Raw genomic sequence first — 21028 nt, 5'->3', positions numbered from 1 at the left:
AATCCGCTACAGTAGATAGGGATCACCTTAAATCAGAAATCCATTTGATGGACGGAGGGAAGGCTATGCAACACGATATTCTGAATACTGAAGTCACCACGATTGATGGTCAAAAAACAACGCTGGCGGACTACGCGGGCAAAGTACTGCTGATCGTGAACGTGGCGTCAAAATGCGGCCTGACGCCGCAGTATGAGCAGCTGGAGACCTTGCAAAAAGATCTTGAGAATGACGGCTTCACCGTGCTTGGCTTCCCGTGCAATCAGTTCCTGGGGCAGGAGCCGGGTAGCGAAGAAGAGATTAAAACCTTCTGCAGCACCACCTACGGCGTCACTTTCCCGCTGTTCAGCAAAATTGATGTCAATGGCGAGCACCGTCATCCGCTCTATCAGCAGCTGGTTGATGCCGCGCCGCAGTCCGTAGCGCCGGAAGGCAGCGGTTTCTACGAGCGTATGGCCAGCAAAGGCCGTGCGCCGGCCAACGTCGGCGACATTCTGTGGAATTTCGAAAAATTCCTGCTGGGCAAAGATGGCGAGGTTATCCAGCGCTTCTCGCCGGATATGACCCCCGACGATCCGCTGCTGGTGGCCGCGATTAAAGGGGCGTTAGCGAAATAATGCCGTTTTTGATGCACCTGCGGGACGTCAAAGAGGCGGGGCGTCTGGCGCCATTTAACGCCCAGGTGCGTCCTGGTGAAATGGTTCATCTGGTCGGGCCCAACGGCGCAGGCAAAAGCACGTTGCTGATGCGAATGGCCGGCCTGACGACGGGGCCCGGAGACGTTATTCTTAACGAACGCAAACTGGACCAGTGGTCGGCACAGGAGCTGGCGCGTCACCGGGCCTACCTCAGCCAGCACCAGATGCCGCCTTTTGCCATGCCGGTATGGCACTATCTGTCGTTGCATCTGCAAAATGGTGGGCAAAGCGAACTGCTCGGCAGCGTTGCCGATAAGCTGGGCCTGAGCGATAAGCTCGGGCGCCAGGTGAATCATATTTCTGGTGGCGAGTGGCAGCGCGTACGCCTGGCGGCGGTCATTCTGCAGATTCATCCGCTGGCGAATCCGGCGGGGCAGCTGCTGGTACTGGATGAACCGATGAACAGTCTGGACGTGGCGCAGCAGGCGGCGCTAGACCGGGTTCTGGGTGAACTGTGCGAGTCGGGCGTGGCGGTCGTGATGAGCAGCCACGATCTTAATCATACCCTGCGACACGCGCATCAATCCTGGCTTATCTGCCGGGGGCAGGCCATTGCCTGCGGTGAGACATCGGCGGTGTTAACCGAAGAAAATTTAACCGCGGCCTATGCGATTCCTTTTCAGCGCATTGCGGTCGCCGGTCATTTTATGCTCGTTGCGTCACAGTAGCACGAAGCAACCTTGCCAGTGCATTGATAAACCAGCTAAATTATCCTGACGAGTTGATAAGGAACAGAGGAATCGTCTGAGATGCGTTTGTGGTTCATTTTATTGACGGCGCTATTTCTGGCTGGCTGCAGTAGCCACCGGGCGCCGCCGCCGAATCCGCGGCTTGCAGATTCCATTACCGTTATCGCAAACCTGAACGAACAGCTGCGCAACTGGCGGGGCGCGCCGTATCGCTATGGCGGTATGTCTCCGCGCGGAGTTGATTGTTCCGGATTTGTCCTCATGACCTTCCGCGATAAGTTTGCCCTGCAACTGCCGCGTGAAACTCGCGATCAGGCAGAAATTGGCACTAAAATTGATAAAAGTGAGTTGTTACCGGGGGATCTGGTCTTTTTCAAAACCGGGTCCGGCGACAGCGGTCTGCATGTGGGCATCTACGATACCGACAATCAGTTTATCCACGCCTCGACCAGCCAGGGCGTGACGCGCTCCTCCCTGGATAACGTCTACTGGAATAAAAAGTTCTGGCAGGCCCGCAGGATATAGCGACGGAAGGCGTGGCGAAGGGGAAGCGTTGGCTTCCCTTTTTTTATGTCGATAACCCTGCGGTTCTCCCGTGTTAATACCGTGTTGAAGGCACTACACTGGAGAGAGGAGGAACCATGACCCTGTCTTTTACTACCCACTGGCGTGATGAACTGCCGGATTTCTATACCGCTTTAGCGCCCACCCCGCTGAAAAATGCCCGACTTATCTGGCACAATGCGCCGCTGGCGCAAACCCTGGACATTCCCGAGGCGCTGTTTCATCCGGCGCAGGGCGCCGGCGTGTGGGGAGGCGAAACGCTGCTGCCCGGCATGTCGCCGCTGGCGCAGGTCTACAGCGGCCATCAGTTTGGCGCCTGGGCCGGCCAGCTTGGCGATGGCCGAGGGATTTTGCTTGCTGAACAGCAGCTGCCGGACGGGCGTCGCCTGGACTGGCATCTTAAAGGCGCCGGCCTGACGCCCTATTCGCGAATGGGCGACGGGCGAGCGGTGCTGCGTTCCACGATCCGCGAAAGCCTGGCCTCGGAAGCCATGCATGCGCTGGGGATCCCGACGACGCGCGCGCTCGCCATGGTCACCAGCGATACCCCCGTGCAACGCGAAACGCTGGAAAGCGGCGCGATGTTGATGCGTCTGGCCGAAAGCCACGTGCGCTTCGGCCATTTCGAACATTTCTATTATCGCCGTGAGCCGGAAAAGGTACAGCAGCTAGCCGACTACGTGATTCGTCACCATTGGCCAGAGCTGGTTGATGACGCTGATAAATACGTTTTATGGTTCCGTGACGTTGTCACGCGAACGGCGACGCTGATCGCCAGCTGGCAGACGGTAGGCTTCGCCCATGGGGTGATGAACACCGATAATATGTCGATTCTTGGGCTGACGATGGACTACGGCCCATACGGCTTCCTGGACGACTTCAAACCCGATTTTATCTGCAACCATTCCGATTATCAGGGCCGCTACAGTTTTGAAAACCAGCCGGCGGTTGGTCTGTGGAATTTACAACGTCTCGCGCAGTCGCTGTCGCCGTTTATTGCGGTGGATGCGCTTAATGCCGCGCTGGATGGCTACCAGCATGCTCTGCTGACGGTATACGGCCGTCGTATGCGCGATAAGCTGGGTCTGTTCACCCAGCAGAAAGGCGATAATGACCTGCTGGATGGGCTGTTCGCGCTGATGATACGAGAAGGCAGCGATTACACCCGGACTTTCCGCATGCTGAGCGTGAGTGAACAACACAGCGCGGCGTCGCCGCTGCGCGATGAGTTCATCGATCGCGCGGCCTTCGATAGCTGGTTCGCGGGCTATCGCGCGCGTCTGCGCGATGAGCCGATCGACGATGCGCAACGCCAGCAGCAGATGCAGAGCGTAAACCCGGCGCTGGTGTTACGAAACTGGCTGGCACAGCGGGCCATCGAGCAGGCAGAGCAAGGGGAGATGAGCGAACTGGCGCGGCTGCATGAGGCATTACGCCAGCCGTTTGCAGACCGGGACGATGATTATATCAACCGTCCGCCCGACTGGGGAAGGCGTCTGGAAGTAAGCTGCTCCAGCTGACGTTACCCAGGCCTGCTCTGTCCTCGCGGGCAGAGAGGGGCTATTTCGTCAGGATCAGTTTCCCCGCATGGGTCTGGCGCAGCAAATAGCGCTGGCCGCCATGTTCAATCACCACCCGACCTTCAGCGCCGAGTAAGGTGCGGCTGTTGATCTTACGGTCGGTGGGGATGGGGTAAGGGGCATTGTCTTTTGTTTTTTCTGCTGTGGCAGTGTTATCCATACGCGTCAAAGCACCAAATAAAAATAAAAGAAACAATGATAATCATTATCAGTAATGTTAATTTTCACGGCAAGCGTTATTTGTGAAAACCCTGTTTTTTGGGGGGAGGTTGCGCCAGACCAGGCGGAAAGAAACTCCCCCCACCACGGCGTGGCGGGGGCAGGGACTACAGGCGGGTAGCGGTTGCCGCAGCCAGTTCGGCCAGCAAACGTTCGCTATCTTCCCAACTCAGGCAAGGATCGGTAATGGACTGGCCCCGCGTCAGCGGCTGCCCGGCAACCACCTTCTGCGTGCCTTCCTGCAGGAAACTTTCGGCCATGATGCCGGCAATCGATGTGGAACCGGCGCGAATCTGCTGGCAGATATCGGCGCACACCTCCAGCTGAAGACGGTGCTGCTTCTGGCAGTTGCCGTGGCTGAAATCAACCACCAGCTGTTCCGGCAGGTCAAATTCACGCAGCGCATCGCAGGCGGCGGCGATATCTTCAGCATGATAATTCGGCTGTTTACCGCCGCGCATGATGATGTGGCCGTACGGGTTGCCGCTGGTCTGATAGATGGTCATCTGACCCTGCTTATCGGGCGACAGGAACATATGGCTGGCGCGGGAGGCACGGATGGCATCAACGGCGATACGGGTATTGCCATCGGTGCCGTTTTTGAAGCCGACCGGGCAGGAGAGCGCGGAGGCCATTTCCCGGTGGATCTGGCTTTCGGTGGTACGCGCGCCGATAGCGCCCCAGCTTATCAGGTCGGCAATAAACTGCCCGGTCACCATATCGAGAAATTCGGTGGCGGTGGGGACCCCCAGCTCGTTGACCTGCAGCAGCAGCCGACGCGCCAGTTCAAGACCGTGATTCACCCGATAGCTGCCGTTAAGGTCAGGATCCGAAATTAACCCTTTCCAGCCCACAACGGTACGCGGTTTTTCAAAGTAGGTACGCATGACGATTTCCAGCTGCGGCTGGTAGCGTTCGCGCATCCCTTGCAGGCGGCGCGCGTAGTCCATCGCCGCGTCGGTATCATGAATGGAGCACGGTCCGATAATCACCAGCAAACGGCGATCTTCACCGTTGAGGATTTTTTCAATCCGACGGCGGGAGGCGGCAACGTGTGCGGCAACGTCGGCAGACACGGGATGCCGCTGCGCCAGTTCCGCGGGCGTCACCAGGCTTTCAATGCGCGCGGTACGCAATTCGTCTGTTTTATTCATTGGAGTCTCAAAAAATCTGTTTCTTCCGCGGCGAAAATGCCGGGAAGTGATGCGCATCACGATAAACCAATCTCTGCTTATTGCAAGGGCAGGTCATGATCCTGTATAGGCCACGGGCGATAGCATAAACAAATTTTCTCCAATGCACTAGTTCGTTAGTACATTCTTCGATTCAGCCCCATGATGTCCATGATTTTAGTTGCAATTTCTTCAACCGAATAATTGGTGCTATTCAGGCACGGAATTTTATTCTTGCGATACAGGGCCTCAACCTCGGTCACCTCCATGCGACACTGGCGCATCGACGCATAGCGGCTGTTTTCACGGCGTTCTTCGCGGATCGCGGCCAGCCGTTCCGGATTAATGGTTAAACCGAACAGCTTATGTTGTAAGGGCTTGAGCGAGGCCGGGAGGATCAGGTTGTCCATATCGTCGGCGATAAACGGGTAGTTTGCCGCGCGGATACCGTATTGCATCGCCAGGTAAAGACTGGTCGGGGTTTTGCCGCAGCGCGAGACGCCCAGCAAAATGACCTGTGCCTGATCGAGATTACGCAGCGAGATACCGTCGTCATGGGCGAGGGTGTAATCAATCGCCGCAATACGTGCATCGTATTTGTTGAGGTTACCCGGCGTCAGGCCGTGGGTGCGGTGCGCGATCGGCGTCGGGTCGAGCCGGAGTTCCTGCTGAAGCGGGGCCACCAGGGCCTGCACAATATCCTGACAAAACCCCTCACTTTGCAAAATGATATCGCGAATTTCAGGGATAACGATGGAGTAGAACACCAGCGGGCGGATGCCGGTCTGCTGATAGATGGCGTCAATTTGTTCCTTAACTGCCCGCGCGCGGCTGATATTTTCGACGAACGGCAGCGTAAAACTGCTGATAGCGACCGGGAATTGCGACATCACCGCATGCCCCAGGACTTCGGCCGTAATGGCGGTACCGTCAGAAATATAAAATACGTGGCGATCTACAGCACTTTCCATTTTGACCATCCGGTATAATGAGTTTAATTATCTGAAAGGAGAAATTAAATTTAAGCATATCCCTTTAGGCTTTGTCTCACTTTTAAAAATGAAACGGTATTTTTATTTTTAATGAAAAGGATGGTTCAGTTTTCGATTTTGCCGGCATTTTGTATCTTATTGCAGCAGATTTCAGCAGAATCATTAGCTTAGCTATATCGGGAAAAGTATCCTAAAAAATGAAAAATAATTTGCTTGAACGATTCACCGTTTTTTTCAGCCGCATAAATATGTCAGGATAAATCCCGTAGTTGATCGTGAGTTTTTTATCACTGGTATTAAATCACAAAAGGATTGTCTCGATGTCCAACAATGGCTCGTCACCGCTGGTGCTTTGGTATAACCAACTCGGCATGAATGATGTAGACAGAGTTGGGGGCAAAAATGCCTCCCTTGGTGAAATGATTACGAATCTGTCCGGTATGGGTGTTTCCGTACCGAACGGGTTTGCCACCACCGCTGATGCCTTCAATCAGTTCCTGGACCAAAGCGGTGTCAACCAGCGTATTTATGAACTGCTGGATGAAACCGACATTGACGACGTTTCCGCATTAGCGAAAGCGGGCGCCCAGATCCGTCAGTGGATCATTGATACGCCGTTCCAGAGCGAACTGGAAGACGCCATTCGTGATGCTTATACACAGCTGTCCGCGGATAATGCCGAGGCCTCCTTTGCCGTGCGTTCCTCCGCCACGGCGGAAGATATGCCGGATGCCTCCTTCGCCGGGCAGCAAGAGACATTCCTCAACGTGCAGGGCTTTGATGCCGTGCTCGTCGCGGTGAAGCACGTGTTTGCTTCGCTGTTTAACGATCGCGCGATCTCCTATCGCGTGCATCAGGGTTATGACCACCGCGGCGTGGCGCTATCCGCCGGGGTACAAAGGATGGTGCGTTCCGACCTCGCCTCATCCGGCGTCATGTTCTCCATTGATACCGAGTCCGGCTTTGACCAGGTGGTATTTATTACCTCCGCCTGGGGCCTTGGCGAAATGGTGGTGCAGGGCGCGGTGAACCCGGATGAGTTCTACGTCCATAAACCGACGCTGGCGGCGGGCCGTCCGTCTATCGTGCGCCGTACCATGGGGTCGAAAAAGATCCGCATGATTTACGCGCCGACCCAGGAACATGGCAAGCAGGTGCGTATCGAAGACGTTCCGCAGGCGCAGCGTGACATTTTCTCGTTAACCAACGAGGAAGTGCAGGAGCTGGCGAAGCAGGCGGTGCAAATTGAGAAGCACTACGGCCGTCCGATGGATATCGAATGGGCGAAAGATGGCCATACCGGCGAGCTGTTCATCGTCCAGGCGCGTCCGGAAACCGTACGTTCACGCGGCCAGGTGATGGAACGCTATACCCTGCATGCGCAAGGGCAGATTGTGGCTGAAGGCCGCGCGATCGGCCATCGCATCGGGGCCGGTCCGGTAAAAGTCATTCACGATATCAGTGAAATGAACCGCATCGAACCGGGCGACGTGCTGGTCACCGACATGACCGACCCGGACTGGGAACCGATCATGAAGAAAGCCTCGGCGATCGTCACCAACCGCGGCGGCCGTACCTGCCACGCGGCGATTATTGCCCGCGAGCTGGGGATTCCGGCGGTCGTTGGCTGCGGTGACGCGACCGATCGCATTCAGGAAAACCAGAACGTGACCGTCTCCTGTGCCGAAGGCGATACCGGTTACGTCTACGCCGAACTGCTCGACTTCAGCATTAAGAGCTCAAGCGTCGGGGAAATGCCGGACCTGCCGCTGAAAATCATGATGAACGTCGGTAACCCGGATCGCGCATTTGATTTCGCTTGTCTGCCGAACGAAGGCGTTGGTCTGGCGCGTCTGGAATTCATCATCAACCGTATGATTGGCGTCCACCCGCGCGCGCTGCTGGAGTTTGATGACCAGGAGCCGGCGCTGCAGAACGAAATCCGTGAGTTGATGAAAGGCTACGACTCGCCGAGAGAGTTCTACGTCGGTCGTCTGACCGAAGGGATTGCGACCCTCGGCGCGGCGTTCTATCCGAAGCGGGTAATCGTGCGTCTGTCCGACTTCAAATCTAACGAATACGCCAACCTGGTGGGCGGCGAGCGTTATGAGCCGGAAGAGGAAAACCCGATGCTCGGCTTCCGCGGCGCCGGTCGCTACGTCTCTGACAGCTTCCGCGATTGTTTCGCGCTGGAGTGCGAAGCGGTGAAGCGCGTGCGCAACGATATGGGGCTGAGTAACGTCGAAATCATGGTGCCGTTTGTCCGCACCGTCGCCCAGGCGAAAGCGGTGGTAGAAGAGCTGGCGCGCCAGGGGCTCAAGCGCGGCGAAAACGGGCTGAAAATCATTATGATGTGTGAAATTCCATCGAATGCGCTGCTGGCCGAACAGTTCCTTGAGCACTTTGACGGTTTCTCCATTGGTTCAAACGATATGACTCAGCTGGCGCTGGGCCTCGATCGCGACTCCGGCGTGGTCTCTGAGCTGTTTGACGAACGTAATGACGCGGTGAAAGCGCTGCTGTCGATGGCGATTCGCGCGGCGAAGAAGCAGGGCAAATACGTCGGTATTTGCGGCCAGGGTCCTTCTGACCACGAAGATTTTGCCGCATGGCTGATGGAGGAAGGGATTGATAGTCTGTCTCTGAACCCGGATACCGTGGTGCAAACCTGGCTTGGTCTGGCTGAACTGAATAAGTAAGCCCGCGCTTTAAATCCCCCCAATCCCCGTCAGCAATGGCGGGGATTTTTTTATTTTCGGCGCGTGCCGACCGCTATTGACAGCCGTACGTGCAAACAAGCGGAGATAGCGCCGCGGCGGCTAATGGCAACGAAGTAAAAAAAAGCCCATCGTGGGAGATGGGCAAAGACTACACACAGCAATTCGTTGTTTCACTCAGGGGATTTCCATGCTTATAAATCAAGGTGTTGATCTATAACCGTGCCCTAATAGTAGACACAGCCTTTTTTTGCGTCGATCAGATTCATCTCAATAGTTAAACAGGTGTGAAGAATATGCTGATTGCGTAACGTGAGGGAGGGGATTACGGGGGAGAACAGTATTATTTTTATCAGTTTTTCTTATGATTAAGGCGGGTTTCCCCGCCTCGATTTTTTACTTTTCGCTGTTGATATTACTGACGTTTAACGCTTCAAGTTCCGCCAGCACCTGATCGGGATCTTTCGGCGGCGGCGGAACCTCCTGCAGCCAGGCATCAAACAGGCGCCAGGAGACGGCGAGCAGCACCGGACCGATAAACAAGCCGATCATCCCGAAGGCGATCAGCCCGCCGATAACGCCGGAGAGAATCAGGATCATCGGCAGGTCGGCGCCCATACGAATCAGCATCGGGCGGATAACGTTATCCATGGTCCCCACCACGCAGCTCCATACCAGCAGCACCGTGCCCCAGGTGGTATCTCCGGTCCAGTAGAGCCAGATAATCGAGGGGACCAGGACCAGCAATGGCCCCAGCTGTACCAGGCAGGTGAAGATCATGACCACGGTCAGCAGCGCGGCGTAAGGGACGCCGCTAATCGCCAGGCCTATCCCTCCGAGCACCGCCTGAACCAGCGCCGTCACCACCACGCCCAGCGCCACGGCGCGAATGGCCTGACCGGCCAACAGGACCGCCGCATCGCCGCGTTTTGCCGCCAGACGCGTTGCGAAATAACGGAATCCATAGGCGACTTTCTCACCCTGCCAGTACAGCAGAGCGCTGAACAACAGCATCAGCCCGCAATAAACCAGCAGTTTGCCGATATGCGCCGCCTGACCGACGAACCAGGTGGTGGTGGTGCCGATATAGGGACGAATTTTGGCCATAATGGCCGCACCGCCCATATCCAGCAGGCCGTGCCAGGCAGCGTAGAGCTTGTCGCCAATCAGCGGAACGCTATTGAGCCAGGCGAAATCCGGCAGCGTGACATTCCCGGTGGAGATCAGTTTTATCAGCGGAATACTGTTATCTACCAGGCTATTTACCAGCAGCGCAATCGGGATGACAAACAGTAAAAACAACAGCACGGTCATGACCAGCACGGCGAGGGCGCGTTTACCGAACAGCAAACGCTGCAGACGCAGCAGAACGGGCCAGGTGGCGATGACGACGGTGCCTGCCCAGGCGAAGGACAGAATAAAGGGTTGCACCACCCACAGGCAGGAGATAATTATCAGGGATAAGAACAGTACCGACAGCAGAATTTGCGGTATATCCCGGGGTTGGCGATCGTTAAGCATAAAGAAATTTTACCTTTCCAGTCGCGTCAAAATGCTGACGCCGCGTAAATCCATATACTGATAATAATATCAATAATTTCACGGGCCTGATTTTGCACATAAATCTGGCGGGCGCATATGAAAAAAATGTGATAAAAAGTTGACTGCGCCACGCAATCGTTTAGTTATCCATACACAAAATCATCCGGACGCATCGAGGCGGCGATCGACTCCCGGCTCTCAGGCTCTTTTTGCCCGGCGTGGTGAACGTGGTTTGCATTGCCCGCAAGGGTCAGCTTCACGCAAGGAGTCGGCAGCAAATGCGCCAACAAGAGGCAGTCTGAAGGATGACATCTCTACAACACAACATAGTCAGGCAGGGTCAAGCATTATGATCCCACAAATTTCTCAAGCACCAGGTGTCGTTCAACTGGTATTGACTTTTTTGCAGGTACTGGAGCAGCAAGGATTTACCGGCGATACCGCCACCAGCTATGCCGACAGGCTAACGATGGCGACAGATAACAGCGTTTATCAGCTGCTGCCGGATGCCATTTTATTTCCCCGCTCGACGGCAGATGTCGTCCTGCTGGCGCGGCTCGCCGCCGAAGAACGCTTCAAATCGCTGGTCTTTACCCCGCGCGGCGGCGGCACCGGCACCAACGGCCAGTCGCTGAATGCGGGGATCATCGTCGATATGTCCCGCCATATGAACCGCATACTCGAAATCAACCCGCAAGAGGGATGGGTTCGTGTTGAAGCGGGCGTAATTAAAGATCAGCTGAACCAGTACCTTAAACCGTACGGTTACTTTTTTGCCCCGGAGCTTTCCACCAGCAACCGCGCCACCCTCGGCGGGATGATCAATACCGATGCCTCCGGCCAGGGATCATTGGTTTATGGCAAAACCTCAGACCATGTACTGGGCGTTCGTTCGGTGCTGATGGGCGGCGATATTCTCGATACCCAGGCGATGCCCGTCGCCCTGGCGGAGACACTGAGCCGGGAACAGTCGGCGATTGGGCGGATTTACCGGACGGTATTTCAGCGTTGCAAAGCGCAACGTCAGCTCATTATCGATAAATTCCCCAAACTTAACCGTTTCCTGACCGGATATGACCTGCGCCACGTCTTTAATGATGACATGAGCGAGTTCGATCTGACCCGTATTCTCACCGGCTCGGAAGGGACGCTGGCCTTTATCACCGAAGCGCGTCTCGATATTACCCGTCTGCCGAAAGTGCGCCGTCTGGTGAATATCAAATACGATTCGTTTGACTCCGCGCTGCGCAACGCGCCGTTTATGGTCGAGGCGAAAGCGCTGTCGGTGGAAACCGTCGATTCAAAAGTCCTTAACCTGGCGCGCGAAGATATCGTCTGGCATTCGGTCAGTGAGCTGATTACCGATGTCCCGGATAAAGAGATGCTGGGGCTGAATATCGTCGAATTTGCCGGCGATGACGCGGCGCTTATCGACAACCAGGTGACCACGCTGTGTCAGCGCCTTGATGAGCTGATTGCCGCCAGCGAAGCGGGCGTCATCGGCTGGCAGGTCTGCAACGAACTGGACGGCGTTGAGCGCATCTACGCGATGCGTAAAAAAGCGGTGGGGCTGCTGGGGAATGCCAAAGGTGCCGCCAAGCCGATTCCCTTTGCGGAAGATACCTGCGTGCCGCCGGAACATCTGGCCGATTATATCGTCGAGTTTCGCGCGCTGCTCGACAGCCACGGCCTGAGCTACGGTATGTTTGGCCACGTAGACGCCGGCGTTCTGCACGTGCGTCCGGCGCTGGATATGTGCGATCCGCAGCAAGAAGTGCTGATGAAACAGATCTCCGACGAGGTCGTGGCGCTGACCGCCAAATACGGCGGCCTGCTGTGGGGTGAACACGGCAAAGGCTTCCGCGCCGAGTACAGTCCGGCATTCTTTGGCGAAGAACTTTACGGCGAGCTGCGCAAAGTCAAAGCGGCGTTCGATCCGCACAACCGTCTTAACCCGGGGAAAATCTGTCCGCCGGAAGGCGTAGAGGCGCCGATGATGAAAGTGGATGCCGTGAAGCGCGGCACCTGGGATCGGCAGATCCCGATTGCGGTGCGCAGCGCATGGCGCGGTGCGATGGAGTGTAACGGTAACGGCCTGTGCTTTAACTTCGATGTTAAAAGCCCGATGTGTCCGTCGATGAAGGTCAGCAATCACCGTATCCACTCGCCGAAGGGGCGCGCAACGCTGGTGCGCGAGTGGCTGCGCCTGCTAGCGGATCGCGGCATCGACCCCAATCAGCTGGAAAAAGATCTGCCGGAAAAACGCGCCAGCCTGCGTACGCTGGTGGCGCGGACCCGCAACAGCTGGCACGCCCGCAAGGGGGAATATGACTTCTCCCATGAGGTCAAAGAGGCGATGTCCGGCTGTCTGGCCTGTAAAGCGTGCTCTACCCAATGTCCGATTAAAATCGATGTTCCGGAATTCCGCTCACGCTTCCTGCAGCTTTACCACAGTCGCTATTTACGGCCGGTTCGCGATCATCTGGTGGCAACGGTGGAATCCTATGCGCCGCTGATGGCCCAGGCGCCGAAGACCTTCAACTTCTTTATTAACCAGCCGTGGATGCGCAAGCTGTCGGAGAAGCACATCGGGATGGTGGATCTGCCGCTGCTCTCGACGCCGTCGCTGAAGCAGAGAATGGTGGGACATCGCTCGGCAAACATGACGCTGGAGCAGCTGGAAATGCTCAGCGCTGAGCAGAAAGCCAAAATGGTACTGGTGGTGCAGGATCCGTTCACCAGCTACTACGACGCGCAGGTGGTGGCTGATTTTGTTCGTCTGGTTGAAAAAGTAGGCTACCAGCCGGTACTGCTGCCGTTCTCGCCAAACGGCAAGGCGCAGCACATCAAAGGGTTCCTCTCGCGCTTTGCGCGTACGGCGCAGAAAACCGCAGATTTTCTCAACCGCGTGGCGCAGCTGGGCATGCCGATGGTTGGCGTCGATCCGGCGCTAGTGCTGTGCTATCGCGATGAGTACAACCAGGTTCTGGGTGACAAACGAGGGGATTTCCGCGTGATGCTGGTGCACGAGTGGCTGCCGCAGGCGCTGCCGGAAGCTCGCGAACAGGAGAATGGCGGCGAAGCGTGGTATCTGTTTGGTCACTGTACGGAAGTCACGGCGCTGCCCGCGGCGCCGAAGCAGTGGGCAGAGATTTTTGCGCGCTTCGGCGCGAAACTGGAAAACGTCAGCGTGGGCTGTTGTGGGATGGCCGGCACCTACGGTCATGAGGTAAAAAACCATGCCAACTCGCTGGATATCTACGCGCTTTCCTGGCAACAGGCGATCCAGCGTTTACCGCGCAACCGTTGCCTGGTGACCGGATATTCCTGTCGTAGTCAGGTGAAACGCATTGAAGGCAGCGGTGTTCGTCATCCGCTGCAGGCGCTGCTGGAGATTATTGGATGATTTGGAAACGTCAGACAACGCTGGAACAGCTTAACCGCATGGGCGAAGGCAATATGGTCGGGCTGCTGGATATTCATTTTGATAGCTTCACCGATGATACCATCGAAGCCACCATGCCGGTGGATAGCCGCACCCATCAACCGTTTGGTCTGCTACATGGTGGAGCATCGGTGGTACTGGCGGAAACGCTGGGCTCGGTTGCCGGCTATTTGTGCAGTGAAGGCGAGCAAAAGGTGGTAGGGCTGGAGGTCAATGCCAACCACATTCGCTCGGTGCGCGGTGGCCGGGTCAGGGGCGTCTGTAAAGCGCTGCATGTCGGTTCGCGCCATCAGGTGTGGCAGATTGAAATCTTTGATGAACAGGGGCGCCTGTGCTGCTCCTCGCGCCTGACCACGGCGGTCGTCTGAGATAGCCACAGCGCGCTGAGATTCTTCTCATCCAAATATAAGGGGGAATATATTTCCCCCTTATATTCAGCAGTTTTTATTGTGTTTCATCCTTAATCGTTTCAGTGGGACCATTCTTCTGCACTGAGGCAATTCCTTTTTTCGCCGCTTCCTTCGAGGAATACATTTCACTGGTGGCAATGGTTTCATGGTTATCCGCTTTTAGCAGGAAATACCATGGCTGGGAAACGCTTTTCTCCGATTTTTTAATAACGTAATACCCCATTCTTAACTCCTTTGCGCATTAGCATCGACACCATGATATGTAGACCATCGCGGCTTATACAGCAAGTCATCGGGGCGAAAAATATAATTCATGAATTATTCACGCTACTTATGCTACTATTTTAAGTACGAAATATTTGTGCGTAACGAAGAGGACGGAGTTAACTATGGGTATCATTTCCTGGATCATTTTTGGTCTTATTGCCGGTATTTTGGCTAAGTGGATTATGCCAGGCAAAGACGGCGGCGGGTTTATCGTCACTATCGTTCTGGGGGTCATTGGTGCGGTTGTCGGTGGTTGGATCAGCACGTTTTTTGGCTTCGGCAAGGTCGATGGCTTTAATTTCGGCAGCTTTGTCGTGGCGGTAATCGGTGCATTAGTCGTGCTGTTTATCTACAGAAAGATTAAGAGTTAATATACCGTCATCATACCTGTATCCTCATCGCCGTGGGTGATGAGGATATAGACATTGAGCACTAAAGCAGACGCAAAATAAAAGCTGCCACGTTAACTGGCAGCTTTTTTTATGAGGCTGGCATCAGCCGCTCAAGGCTACCGGTATATGGCCCGGGATAACTCAGGGCATATCGGGAGCGGGAACAACTTCCACGCGCACTTCATAATGTTTAGCGCTACCTGTCGGGATCAGCGCGGTCAGTTTATTAATGGTCTCAGCCGGGTTATCGGTGGCAACCGTTGCAGAGAATAATACCGGTTTTCTCGGCGGGAATGGCGGCAGAGGCATGGGCATTGGACCACGCCCTTGCGGCATTTCCATCACCGACTGTCCGGCATTATTCCCGGCGGGAGCAGGGCCGTCATTTTTATCTGCCGCAAATGCGCTGGCCGCGACAATTGACGCGGTGGCTAACAGAGCAATGATTGTTCCTTTCATCTTCGTTACCTCGTTGGAATGTGGCTGGAATCTTAGAGGCAACGTCATTGACGAACAATCCCACGGTGGGCGAATCCTCCAAAACTCCTCATTTCATAACGAATGTGAAGCTCCGGCGTGGGAAGCAGGGTTTGTGGCTGGCTTAGTTCAGCAGTACGCTCATAACCAGCAGTACCACCATGCACATCGACATAATACTGATATCTATCATCCGGTACGGACAAACTCCAGGTAAGCAGTGCCTCCGACACAGGGTCGAAAACTGTAGGAAATTTAGCCGGGAATTGTACATCAATTTACCAGTAGAGAAAAAACCTTTATTCCTGGTTTTTGTCCGAATTTAACATGATAACCGCTTCGCTTTACCGGATAACAAATAGCCATCCAGAAGGATAGTTATAGATAATGCTAAAGGGGTAGATCGGATAGCGCCTTGCCATCAAACGGTACAAACAACAAGCTATTGATTTGACAGTAAGTGCTACTGATGCTGAATGGACTATTTTCGATTTCAAAAATAGGTATTTCCGATGCACCTTTCCCATTGCCCGTCACACCCGGATAAAACGCTAAATAACTTATTATTTATCAATATATTAAATTACAAAATAGTCACCTGATAACCTGCAGGTGAGGGTCTATGCTTATAAAAAGCGAGATAAAAGGGTTCGCATGGGGAATATCCCTTCTCCGGCTGGGTTGAAGTGATAATCGTTATCATTAACATGGTCGTATGCCCTTATGGCGCTAACCAATGAGGTAGAGCGATGGAATTAGATACAGGAACCTTCAATCCCGATGAATTTAGCTGGCAGGGTCTGATGATGACCCCCGCGGCAGCCGCCCATATTCGCGACCTGGTGAGTCAACAGCCCGACAAGCAGGGGTTGCGTCTGGGGATTAAAACCAGCGGCTGCGCCGGTTTTGGTTACGTACTCGAGCTGATTGCCGAACCGGCAGAAGACGACCTGCTGTTTGAGCGCGACGGGGCGAAACTCTGGGCGCCGCTGCAGGCGATGCCGTTTATCGACGGGACGGAGCTGGATTATGTTCGGGAAGGATTAAATGAAATCTTTAAGTTTCATAACCCGAAAGCGCAGCACGAATGCGGCTGCGGCGAAAGCTTTGGGGTTCAGGCGGAGTAACTATGTCTCGTAATACTGAAGCAACTGACGATGTCAAAACCTGGTCCGACGGGCCGCTCAATTATAAAGAAGGCTTTTTTACCCGCTTAAAGACCGATGAGCTGGCGAAAGGCATCAACGAAGAGGTGGTGCGCGCCATTTCCGCCCGCCGCAACGAGCCCGAGTGGATGCTCGAGTTCCGGCTAAAGGCGTATCACGCCTGGCTGGAGATGGAAGAACCGCACTGGCTGAAAGCGCACTATGAAAAGCTCAACTACCAGGATTACAGCTATTACTCGGCGCCGTCCTGCGGTAACTGCGATGACACCTGCGCCTCTGAGCCAGGCGCGGTGCAGCAAACCGGCCCCGGCGCCTACCTGACTCAGGAAGTCGAAGAGGCTTTCAACCTGCTGGGCGTACCGGTACGCGAAGGGCGCGAAGTCGCGGTTGACGCGATTTTTGACTCCGTTTCGGTAGCGACAACCTACCGGGAAAAACTGGCGGAGCAGGGGATTATCTTCTGTTCGTTTGGTGAAGCGATCCACGACCACCCGGAGCTGGTGAAGCAATATCTCGGCACCGTGGTGCCGGGGAATGACAACTTTTTTGCCGCCCTGAACGCGGCGGTGGCCTCTGACGGTACCTTTATCTACGTACCAAAAGGGGTGCGCTGCCCGATGGAGCTGTCGACCTATTTCCGCATTAATGCGGAAAAAACCGGCCAGTTCGAACGCACCATTCTGGTGGCCGATGAAGGCAGCTACGTCAGCTATATCGAAGGGTGTTCCGCCCCGGTGCGCGACAGCTACCAGCTGCATGCGGCGGTGGTCGAGGTGATTATTCACAAAGATGCCGAGGTGAAATATTCCACGGTGCAGAACTGGTTCCCCGGAGATAACAACACCGGCGGGATTTTGAACTTCGTCACCAAACGCGCGCTGTGCGAAGGCGAAAACAGCAAGATGTCCTGGACGCAGTCAGAAACGGGGTCGGCCATCACCTGGAAGTATCCGAGCTGCATTCTGCGCGGCGATAACTCCATCGGCGAATTTTTCTCCGTCGCGCTGACCAGCGGGCACCAGCAGGCAGACACCGGCACCAAGATGATCCACATCGGCAAAAACACCCGCTCGACGATTATCTCGAAAGGGATTTCCGCCGGCAAAAGCCAGAACAGCTACCGTGGGCTGGTCAAAATTATGCCGACGGCCACTAACGCGCGTAACTTCACCCAATGTGACTCGATGCTGATTGGACCGGACTGCGGGGCGCATACATTCCCGTACGTGGAGTGTCGCAACGACAGCGCGCAGCTGGAGCACGAAGCCACCACCTCGCGGATCGGCGAAGACCAGTTGTTCTACTGCCTGCAGCGCGGCATCAGCGAAGATAATGCCATCTCGATGATCGTCAACGGCTTCTGTAAAGATGTCTTCTCAGAGCTACCGCTGGAGTTTGCCGTCGAAGCGCAAAAACTGCTGGCTATCAGTCTGGAACACAGCGTCGGCTAAGCACCAGGCTTTACGAATTAAGGGAAATGAGATGTTAAGTATCAAAAACTTGCAGGTCGCCGTTGAAGACAAAGAGATCCTGCGCGGATTGAATCTGGAAATCCGCCCTGGCGAAGTGCACGCCATTATGGGGCCGAACGGCTCCGGCAAAAGCACCCTTTCTGCGACGCTCGCCGGGCGTGAGGACTATGAGGTCGTCGGCGGTAGCGTGGAGTTCAAAGGCAAAGATTTGCTCAGCCTGGCGCCGGAAGACCGCGCCGGTGAAGGCATTTTTATGGCCTTCCAGTACCCGGTGGAGATTCCCGGCGTCAGCAATCAGTTCTTCCTGCAGACTGCGCTTAACTCGGTGCGCGACTATCGCGGCCAGGAAGAGTTAGACCGTTTCGACTTCCAGGATCTGATGGAAGAGAAAATCAAGCTGCTGAAGATGCCGGAAGATTTGCTGACCCGTTCGGTCAACGTGGGCTTCTCCGGCGGTGAAAAGAAGCGCAACGATATCCTGCAAATGGCCGTGCTGGAGCCGGACCTGTGCATCCTTGATGAATCGGATTCAGGGCTGGATATTGACGCCCTGAAGATCGTCTCTGACGGCGTCAATGCGCTGCGCGATGGCAAGCGCGCATTTATTATCGTCACCCACTACCAGCGTATTCTCGACTATATCAAGCCTGATTACGTCCACGTGCTCTATCAGGGGCGAATCGTCAAATCCGGCGATTTTACCCTGGTCAAACAACTGGAGGAGCAGGGCTATGGCTGGCTTACCGAACAGCAGTAACGCGCTGCAGCAGTGGCATCATCTGTTTGAGGCGCAGGGCGAGCGGCGAACGCCCGAAGCCCGCCAGCATCTCCAGCAGGTACTGCGCCTCGGTCTGCCGACGCGCAAACATGAAGACTGGAAATATACGCCGCTGGATACCCTGACCAAAGGCACGTTTGTCGCGCTTGAGCCGGGTACCTTAACGGCGACAGAGCGGGATCAACGGGCGCTGTCGGTGGACGCCTGGCGGCTGGTCTTCATCGACGGGCAGTTCAGCGAGACGTTAAGCGACAACCTGGCCGACAGCGGCTACGACGTCAGCGTGACGGCCGATCGTCAGGGATTGCCTGACGCGGTGCAGCCAGAAGTGTTCCTGCATCTCACAGAGAGCCTGGCTCAGACGGTGACGCGAATCCGCGTAACACGCCATCAGCGGCCCACTAAGCCGCTGCTGCTCATGCATGTGACGCGTGGAGGAACGGGCGACGACGTGAATACCGCGCACTATCGCCATCATCTTGAGCTGGAGAGCGGCGCCGAAGCCACGATTATCGAGCACTATCTGAGCCTGGATGAACAGCGCCACTTTACCGGCGCGCGTCTGACGATGTCGGTGGCGGATAATGCCCATCTGCAGCATATCAAACTGGCGTTTGAAAATGCGCAGAGCAACCACTTTGCCCACAACGATCTCGCGCTGGGCCGCGACGCTTCGGTCTTCAGCAGCAGCTTTCTGCTTGGCGGCGCGGTGCTGCGCCACCACACCAGCACCCAACTGCTGGGAGAGAACAGCACCCTGCGGATCAACTCCCTGGCGATGCCGGTCAACAATGAAGTCTGCGACAGCCGAACCTGGCTCGATCATCGCGTTGGCTACTGTAATAGCCGCCAGCTGCATAAGACCATCGTCAGCGATAAAGGGCGGGCGGTGTTTAACGGTCTGATTAATGTCGCGAAGCACGCGATTAAAACCGATGGTCAGATGACCAACAATAATTTGCTGCTCGGGCGCCTGGCTGAAGTGGACACCCGGCCGCAGCTGGAAATTTATGCCGACGACGTCAAGTGTAGCCACGGTGCTACCATCGGGCGCATCGACAACGAACAGCTGTTCTATCTCCGTTCGCGTGGCATTCCCCATCGGGCGGCGCAGCATATGATCCTGTACGCTTTCGCCGCCGAGCTGACGGAAGCGATTGGCGATGAGACGCTCAGGGCGCAGATTCTGGCGCGTATTGGCCAACGTCTACCGGGAGAAAAAGCATGACATTTTCTGTAGAACGGATACGCGCGGATTTTCCGTTGCTGAGCCGGGAGGTCAACGGTCAGCCGCTGGTCTACCTCGACAGCGCTGCCAGCGCGCAAAAACCAGAGGCGGTAATTCGCGCCGAGGCGGAGTTTTATCGCCACGGCTATGCCGCCGTCCATCGCGGTATCCATACGCTGAGCGCAGAGGCGACGGCGCGGATGGAACAGGTGCGTCAGCAGGCCGCGCGGTTCCTGAATGCCCGCTCAGCGGAAGAGCTGGTGTTCGTCCGGGGGACCACCGAAGGGATCAATCTGGTGGCCAACAGCTGGGGGAACGCCAACGTCGGCGCCGGCGATAACATCATCATCAGCGCCATGGAGCACCATGCGAACATCGTCCCCTGGCAGATGCTCTGCGCCCGGGTGGGCGCCGAGCTGCGGGTTATCCCGCTCACTCCGGACGGCACTCTGCAGCTGGATGCCATTCCGCCGCTGTTTGATGAGCGAACCCGCCTGCTGGCCATCACCCAGGTTTCCAACGTACTGGGGACGGAGAACCCGCTGGCGGCCTTGATTCCGCTAGCCCGCCAGCATGGGGCGAAAGTGCTGGTGGACGGGGCGCAGGCGGTGATGCACCACGCGGTGGATGTGCAGGCGCTGGACTGCGATTTTTATGTTTTCTCCGCCCATAAGCTGTACGGCCCGACCGGAATTGGCATTCTGTATGCCAAAGAGGCGCTGCTGCAGGAGATGCCGCCGTGGGAGGGGGGCGGGTCAATGATTGCCACCGTCAGTCTGACCGAAGGGACGACCTGGGCGAAAGCGCCGTGGCGCTTCGAGGCGGGCACGCCCAATACCGGCGGGATTATCGGCTTTGGCGCCGCGCTGGAGTATGTCAGCGCGCTGGGGCTGGCGCACATTGGCGAATATGAACAGACGCTGATGCGCTACGCCTTGCAGGCGCTGAAGGCGGTGCCTGATTTAACTCTGTATGGCCCTGACGAGCGACTGGGGGTGATAGCCTTTAACCTTGGCGCTCATCATGCCTATGACGTGGGCAGCTTCCTGGATAATTACGGCATTGCCATACGCACCGGTCACCATTGTGCGATGCCGCTGATGGCGTTTTACAACGTACCGGCCATGTGTCGGGCTTCGTTGGCGATGTACAATACCACGGAAGAGGTGGATCGCCTGGTCGCAGGACTGCAGCGCATCCACACGCTATTGGGCTAAAGG

At 55.9% G+C, this 21028-nt stretch carries 19 protein-coding genes and 1 other RNA gene; 13 read left to right on the top strand and 7 right to left on the bottom strand.

What is annotated here, in order from left to right; translation table 11 throughout:
- Window positions 1-65 precede the first annotated feature (65 nt).
- The 4 genes from MC50_RS24030 to selO all read left to right on the top strand — a co-directional run bounded on the left by MC50_RS24030 (window position 66) and on the right by selO (window position 3471).
- Window positions 66-617: a glutathione peroxidase gene (locus tag MC50_RS24030; RefSeq protein ID WP_047665100.1), complete on the top strand. Its 552-nt coding sequence runs from the start codon at window positions 66-68 to the stop codon at window positions 615-617.
- Window positions 617-1366 carry a vitamin B12 ABC transporter ATP-binding protein BtuD gene (btuD, locus tag MC50_RS24025; protein WP_047665099.1) on the top strand — a complete coding sequence of 250 codons (750 nt, stop codon included), beginning with the start codon at window positions 617-619 and terminating at the stop codon, window positions 1364-1366. Before MC50_RS24030 ends, btuD begins: the two co-directional genes overlap by 1 nt.
- A gap of 81 nt (window positions 1367-1447) precedes the next feature.
- Entirely contained in the window at window positions 1448-1912 is a 465-nt protein-coding gene (locus MC50_RS24020; protein WP_004863328.1) for an NlpC/P60 family protein, read from the top strand.
- A gap of 116 nt (window positions 1913-2028) precedes the next feature.
- Complete coding sequence (gene selO / locus MC50_RS24015) at window positions 2029-3471, top strand: protein adenylyltransferase SelO (RefSeq protein WP_032687140.1); 1443 nt, start codon at window positions 2029-2031, stop codon at window positions 3469-3471.
- A gap of 40 nt (window positions 3472-3511) precedes the next feature.
- Here selO and hemP read toward each other — a convergent pair whose 3' ends face one another.
- The 3 genes from hemP to ppsR all read right to left on the bottom strand — a co-directional run bounded on the left by hemP (window position 3512) and on the right by ppsR (window position 5893).
- On the bottom strand, window positions 3512-3691 hold the full coding sequence (gene hemP, locus MC50_RS24010) for a hemin uptake protein HemP (protein WP_046852335.1): 180 nt from the start codon (window positions 3689-3691) through the stop codon (window positions 3512-3514).
- Between the two features lie 166 nt (window positions 3692-3857).
- Window positions 3858-4904 carry a 3-deoxy-7-phosphoheptulonate synthase AroH gene (gene aroH / locus MC50_RS24005; RefSeq protein WP_047665097.1) on the bottom strand — a complete coding sequence of 349 codons (1047 nt, stop codon included), beginning with the start codon at window positions 4902-4904 and terminating at the stop codon, window positions 3858-3860.
- A 155-nt stretch (window positions 4905-5059) separates the two neighbouring features.
- Window positions 5060-5893: a posphoenolpyruvate synthetase regulatory kinase/phosphorylase PpsR gene (gene ppsR, locus MC50_RS24000; protein ID WP_004863318.1), complete on the bottom strand. Its 834-nt coding sequence runs from the start codon at window positions 5891-5893 to the stop codon at window positions 5060-5062.
- A 341-nt stretch (window positions 5894-6234) separates the two neighbouring features.
- On the opposite strand from ppsR, the gene ppsA reads away from it, so the two are divergent.
- Complete coding sequence (gene ppsA / locus MC50_RS23995) at window positions 6235-8613, top strand: phosphoenolpyruvate synthase (RefSeq protein WP_032697375.1); 2379 nt, start codon at window positions 6235-6237, stop codon at window positions 8611-8613.
- A gap of 134 nt (window positions 8614-8747) precedes the next feature.
- Here the strand turns inward: ppsA and rprA are convergent.
- Both rprA and ydiK read right to left on the bottom strand, forming a co-directional pair.
- Window positions 8748-8855: antisense sRNA RprA (gene rprA, locus MC50_RS23990), an RNA gene on the bottom strand.
- Between the two features lie 172 nt (window positions 8856-9027).
- Window positions 9028-10152 carry an AI-2E family transporter YdiK gene (gene ydiK, locus MC50_RS23985; protein WP_032687142.1) on the bottom strand — a complete coding sequence of 375 codons (1125 nt, stop codon included), beginning with the start codon at window positions 10150-10152 and terminating at the stop codon, window positions 9028-9030.
- 370 nt (window positions 10153-10522) lie between these two features.
- Here ydiK and ydiJ point away from each other — a divergent pair, with 370 nt between their 5' ends.
- Complete coding sequence (gene ydiJ / locus MC50_RS23980; RefSeq protein WP_047665095.1) at window positions 10523-13579, top strand: D-2-hydroxyglutarate dehydrogenase YdiJ; 3057 nt, start codon at window positions 10523-10525, stop codon at window positions 13577-13579.
- Window positions 13576-13986 (top strand): 1,4-dihydroxy-2-naphthoyl-CoA hydrolase, encoded by a 411-nt coding sequence (gene menI / locus MC50_RS23975; protein ID WP_032687144.1) that lies wholly within the window; start codon window positions 13576-13578, stop codon window positions 13984-13986. The genes ydiJ and menI overlap by 4 nt, the downstream gene beginning before the upstream one ends.
- 76 nt (window positions 13987-14062) lie before the next feature.
- On the opposite strand, the gene MC50_RS23970 is transcribed toward menI, so the two are convergent.
- The gene (locus MC50_RS23970; RefSeq protein ID WP_032687145.1) at window positions 14063-14251 is read right to left on the bottom strand and encodes a YegP family protein; all 189 of its coding nucleotides are present in this window, start codon (window positions 14249-14251) and stop codon (window positions 14063-14065) included.
- A gap of 166 nt (window positions 14252-14417) precedes the next feature.
- Here MC50_RS23970 and MC50_RS23965 point away from each other — a divergent pair, with 166 nt between their 5' ends.
- On the top strand, window positions 14418-14666 hold the full coding sequence (locus MC50_RS23965; protein WP_004863295.1) for a GlsB/YeaQ/YmgE family stress response membrane protein: 249 nt from the start codon (window positions 14418-14420) through the stop codon (window positions 14664-14666).
- A gap of 162 nt (window positions 14667-14828) precedes the next feature.
- Here MC50_RS23965 and MC50_RS23960 read toward each other — a convergent pair whose 3' ends face one another.
- Window positions 14829-15146: a hypothetical protein gene (locus MC50_RS23960; protein WP_047665093.1), complete on the bottom strand. Its 318-nt coding sequence runs from the start codon at window positions 15144-15146 to the stop codon at window positions 14829-14831.
- A gap of 767 nt (window positions 15147-15913) precedes the next feature.
- Between MC50_RS23960 and sufA the strand changes: the two genes are divergently transcribed.
- Genes sufA through sufS form a run of 5 tightly spaced genes read left to right on the top strand, consistent with a single transcriptional unit; the run spans window position 15914 to window position 21025 of the window.
- The gene (gene sufA, locus MC50_RS23950) at window positions 15914-16291 is read left to right on the top strand and encodes a Fe-S cluster assembly scaffold SufA (RefSeq protein ID WP_032687147.1); all 378 of its coding nucleotides are present in this window, start codon (window positions 15914-15916) and stop codon (window positions 16289-16291) included.
- A 2-nt stretch (window positions 16292-16293) separates the two neighbouring features.
- On the top strand, window positions 16294-17781 hold the full coding sequence (gene sufB / locus MC50_RS23945) for a Fe-S cluster assembly protein SufB (RefSeq protein ID WP_015584111.1): 1488 nt from the start codon (window positions 16294-16296) through the stop codon (window positions 17779-17781).
- Window positions 17782-17812: 31 nt separating this feature from the next.
- Complete coding sequence (gene sufC, locus MC50_RS23940; protein WP_004863281.1) at window positions 17813-18559, top strand: Fe-S cluster assembly ATPase SufC; 747 nt, start codon at window positions 17813-17815, stop codon at window positions 18557-18559.
- Window positions 18534-19808 carry a Fe-S cluster assembly protein SufD gene (gene sufD, locus MC50_RS23935; protein WP_032699524.1) on the top strand — a complete coding sequence of 425 codons (1275 nt, stop codon included), beginning with the start codon at window positions 18534-18536 and terminating at the stop codon, window positions 19806-19808. The genes sufC and sufD overlap by 26 nt, the downstream gene beginning before the upstream one ends.
- Window positions 19805-21025: a cysteine desulfurase SufS gene (sufS, locus tag MC50_RS23930; protein WP_032687151.1), complete on the top strand. Its 1221-nt coding sequence runs from the start codon at window positions 19805-19807 to the stop codon at window positions 21023-21025. Before sufD ends, sufS begins: the two co-directional genes overlap by 4 nt.
- The last annotated feature ends 3 nt before the right edge of the window (window positions 21026-21028 follow it).

This window comes from Klebsiella planticola, assembly GCF_000783935.2.
Taxonomy (GTDB): Bacteria; Pseudomonadota; Gammaproteobacteria; order Enterobacterales; family Enterobacteriaceae; genus Klebsiella; species Klebsiella planticola.
Note: the sequence above shows the minus strand (reverse complement) of the source record. Positions and strands in the feature narration are given on the sequence as shown.

Coding starts and splice junctions, on each gene's coding strand:
- hemP (WP_046852335.1), bottom strand. CDS start 3,691: ATGGATAACACTGCCACAGCAGAAAAAACAAAAGACAATGCCCCTTAC.
- selO (WP_032687140.1), top strand. CDS start 2,029: ATGACCCTGTCTTTTACTACCCACTGGCGTGATGAACTGCCGGATTTC.
- MC50_RS24020 (WP_004863328.1), top strand. CDS start 1,448: ATGCGTTTGTGGTTCATTTTATTGACGGCGCTATTTCTGGCTGGCTGC.
- ydiJ (WP_047665095.1), top strand. CDS start 10,523: ATGATCCCACAAATTTCTCAAGCACCAGGTGTCGTTCAACTGGTATTG.
- ppsR (WP_004863318.1), bottom strand. CDS start 5,893: ATGGAAAGTGCTGTAGATCGCCACGTATTTTATATTTCTGACGGTACC.
- menI (WP_032687144.1), top strand. CDS start 13,576: ATGATTTGGAAACGTCAGACAACGCTGGAACAGCTTAACCGCATGGGC.
- ydiK (WP_032687142.1), bottom strand. CDS start 10,152: ATGCTTAACGATCGCCAACCCCGGGATATACCGCAAATTCTGCTGTCG.
- sufS (WP_032687151.1), top strand. CDS start 19,805: ATGACATTTTCTGTAGAACGGATACGCGCGGATTTTCCGTTGCTGAGC.
- MC50_RS23965 (WP_004863295.1), top strand. CDS start 14,418: ATGGGTATCATTTCCTGGATCATTTTTGGTCTTATTGCCGGTATTTTG.
- btuD (WP_047665099.1), top strand. CDS start 617: ATGCCGTTTTTGATGCACCTGCGGGACGTCAAAGAGGCGGGGCGTCTG.
- sufA (WP_032687147.1), top strand. CDS start 15,914: ATGGAATTAGATACAGGAACCTTCAATCCCGATGAATTTAGCTGGCAG.
- ppsA (WP_032697375.1), top strand. CDS start 6,235: ATGTCCAACAATGGCTCGTCACCGCTGGTGCTTTGGTATAACCAACTC.
- MC50_RS23960 (WP_047665093.1), bottom strand. CDS start 15,146: ATGAAAGGAACAATCATTGCTCTGTTAGCCACCGCGTCAATTGTCGCG.
- sufD (WP_032699524.1), top strand. CDS start 18,534: ATGGCTGGCTTACCGAACAGCAGTAACGCGCTGCAGCAGTGGCATCAT.
- sufC (WP_004863281.1), top strand. CDS start 17,813: ATGTTAAGTATCAAAAACTTGCAGGTCGCCGTTGAAGACAAAGAGATC.
- MC50_RS24030 (WP_047665100.1), top strand. CDS start 66: ATGCAACACGATATTCTGAATACTGAAGTCACCACGATTGATGGTCAA.
- MC50_RS23970 (WP_032687145.1), bottom strand. CDS start 14,251: ATGGGGTATTACGTTATTAAAAAATCGGAGAAAAGCGTTTCCCAGCCA.
- sufB (WP_015584111.1), top strand. CDS start 16,294: ATGTCTCGTAATACTGAAGCAACTGACGATGTCAAAACCTGGTCCGAC.
- aroH (WP_047665097.1), bottom strand. CDS start 4,904: ATGAATAAAACAGACGAATTGCGTACCGCGCGCATTGAAAGCCTGGTG.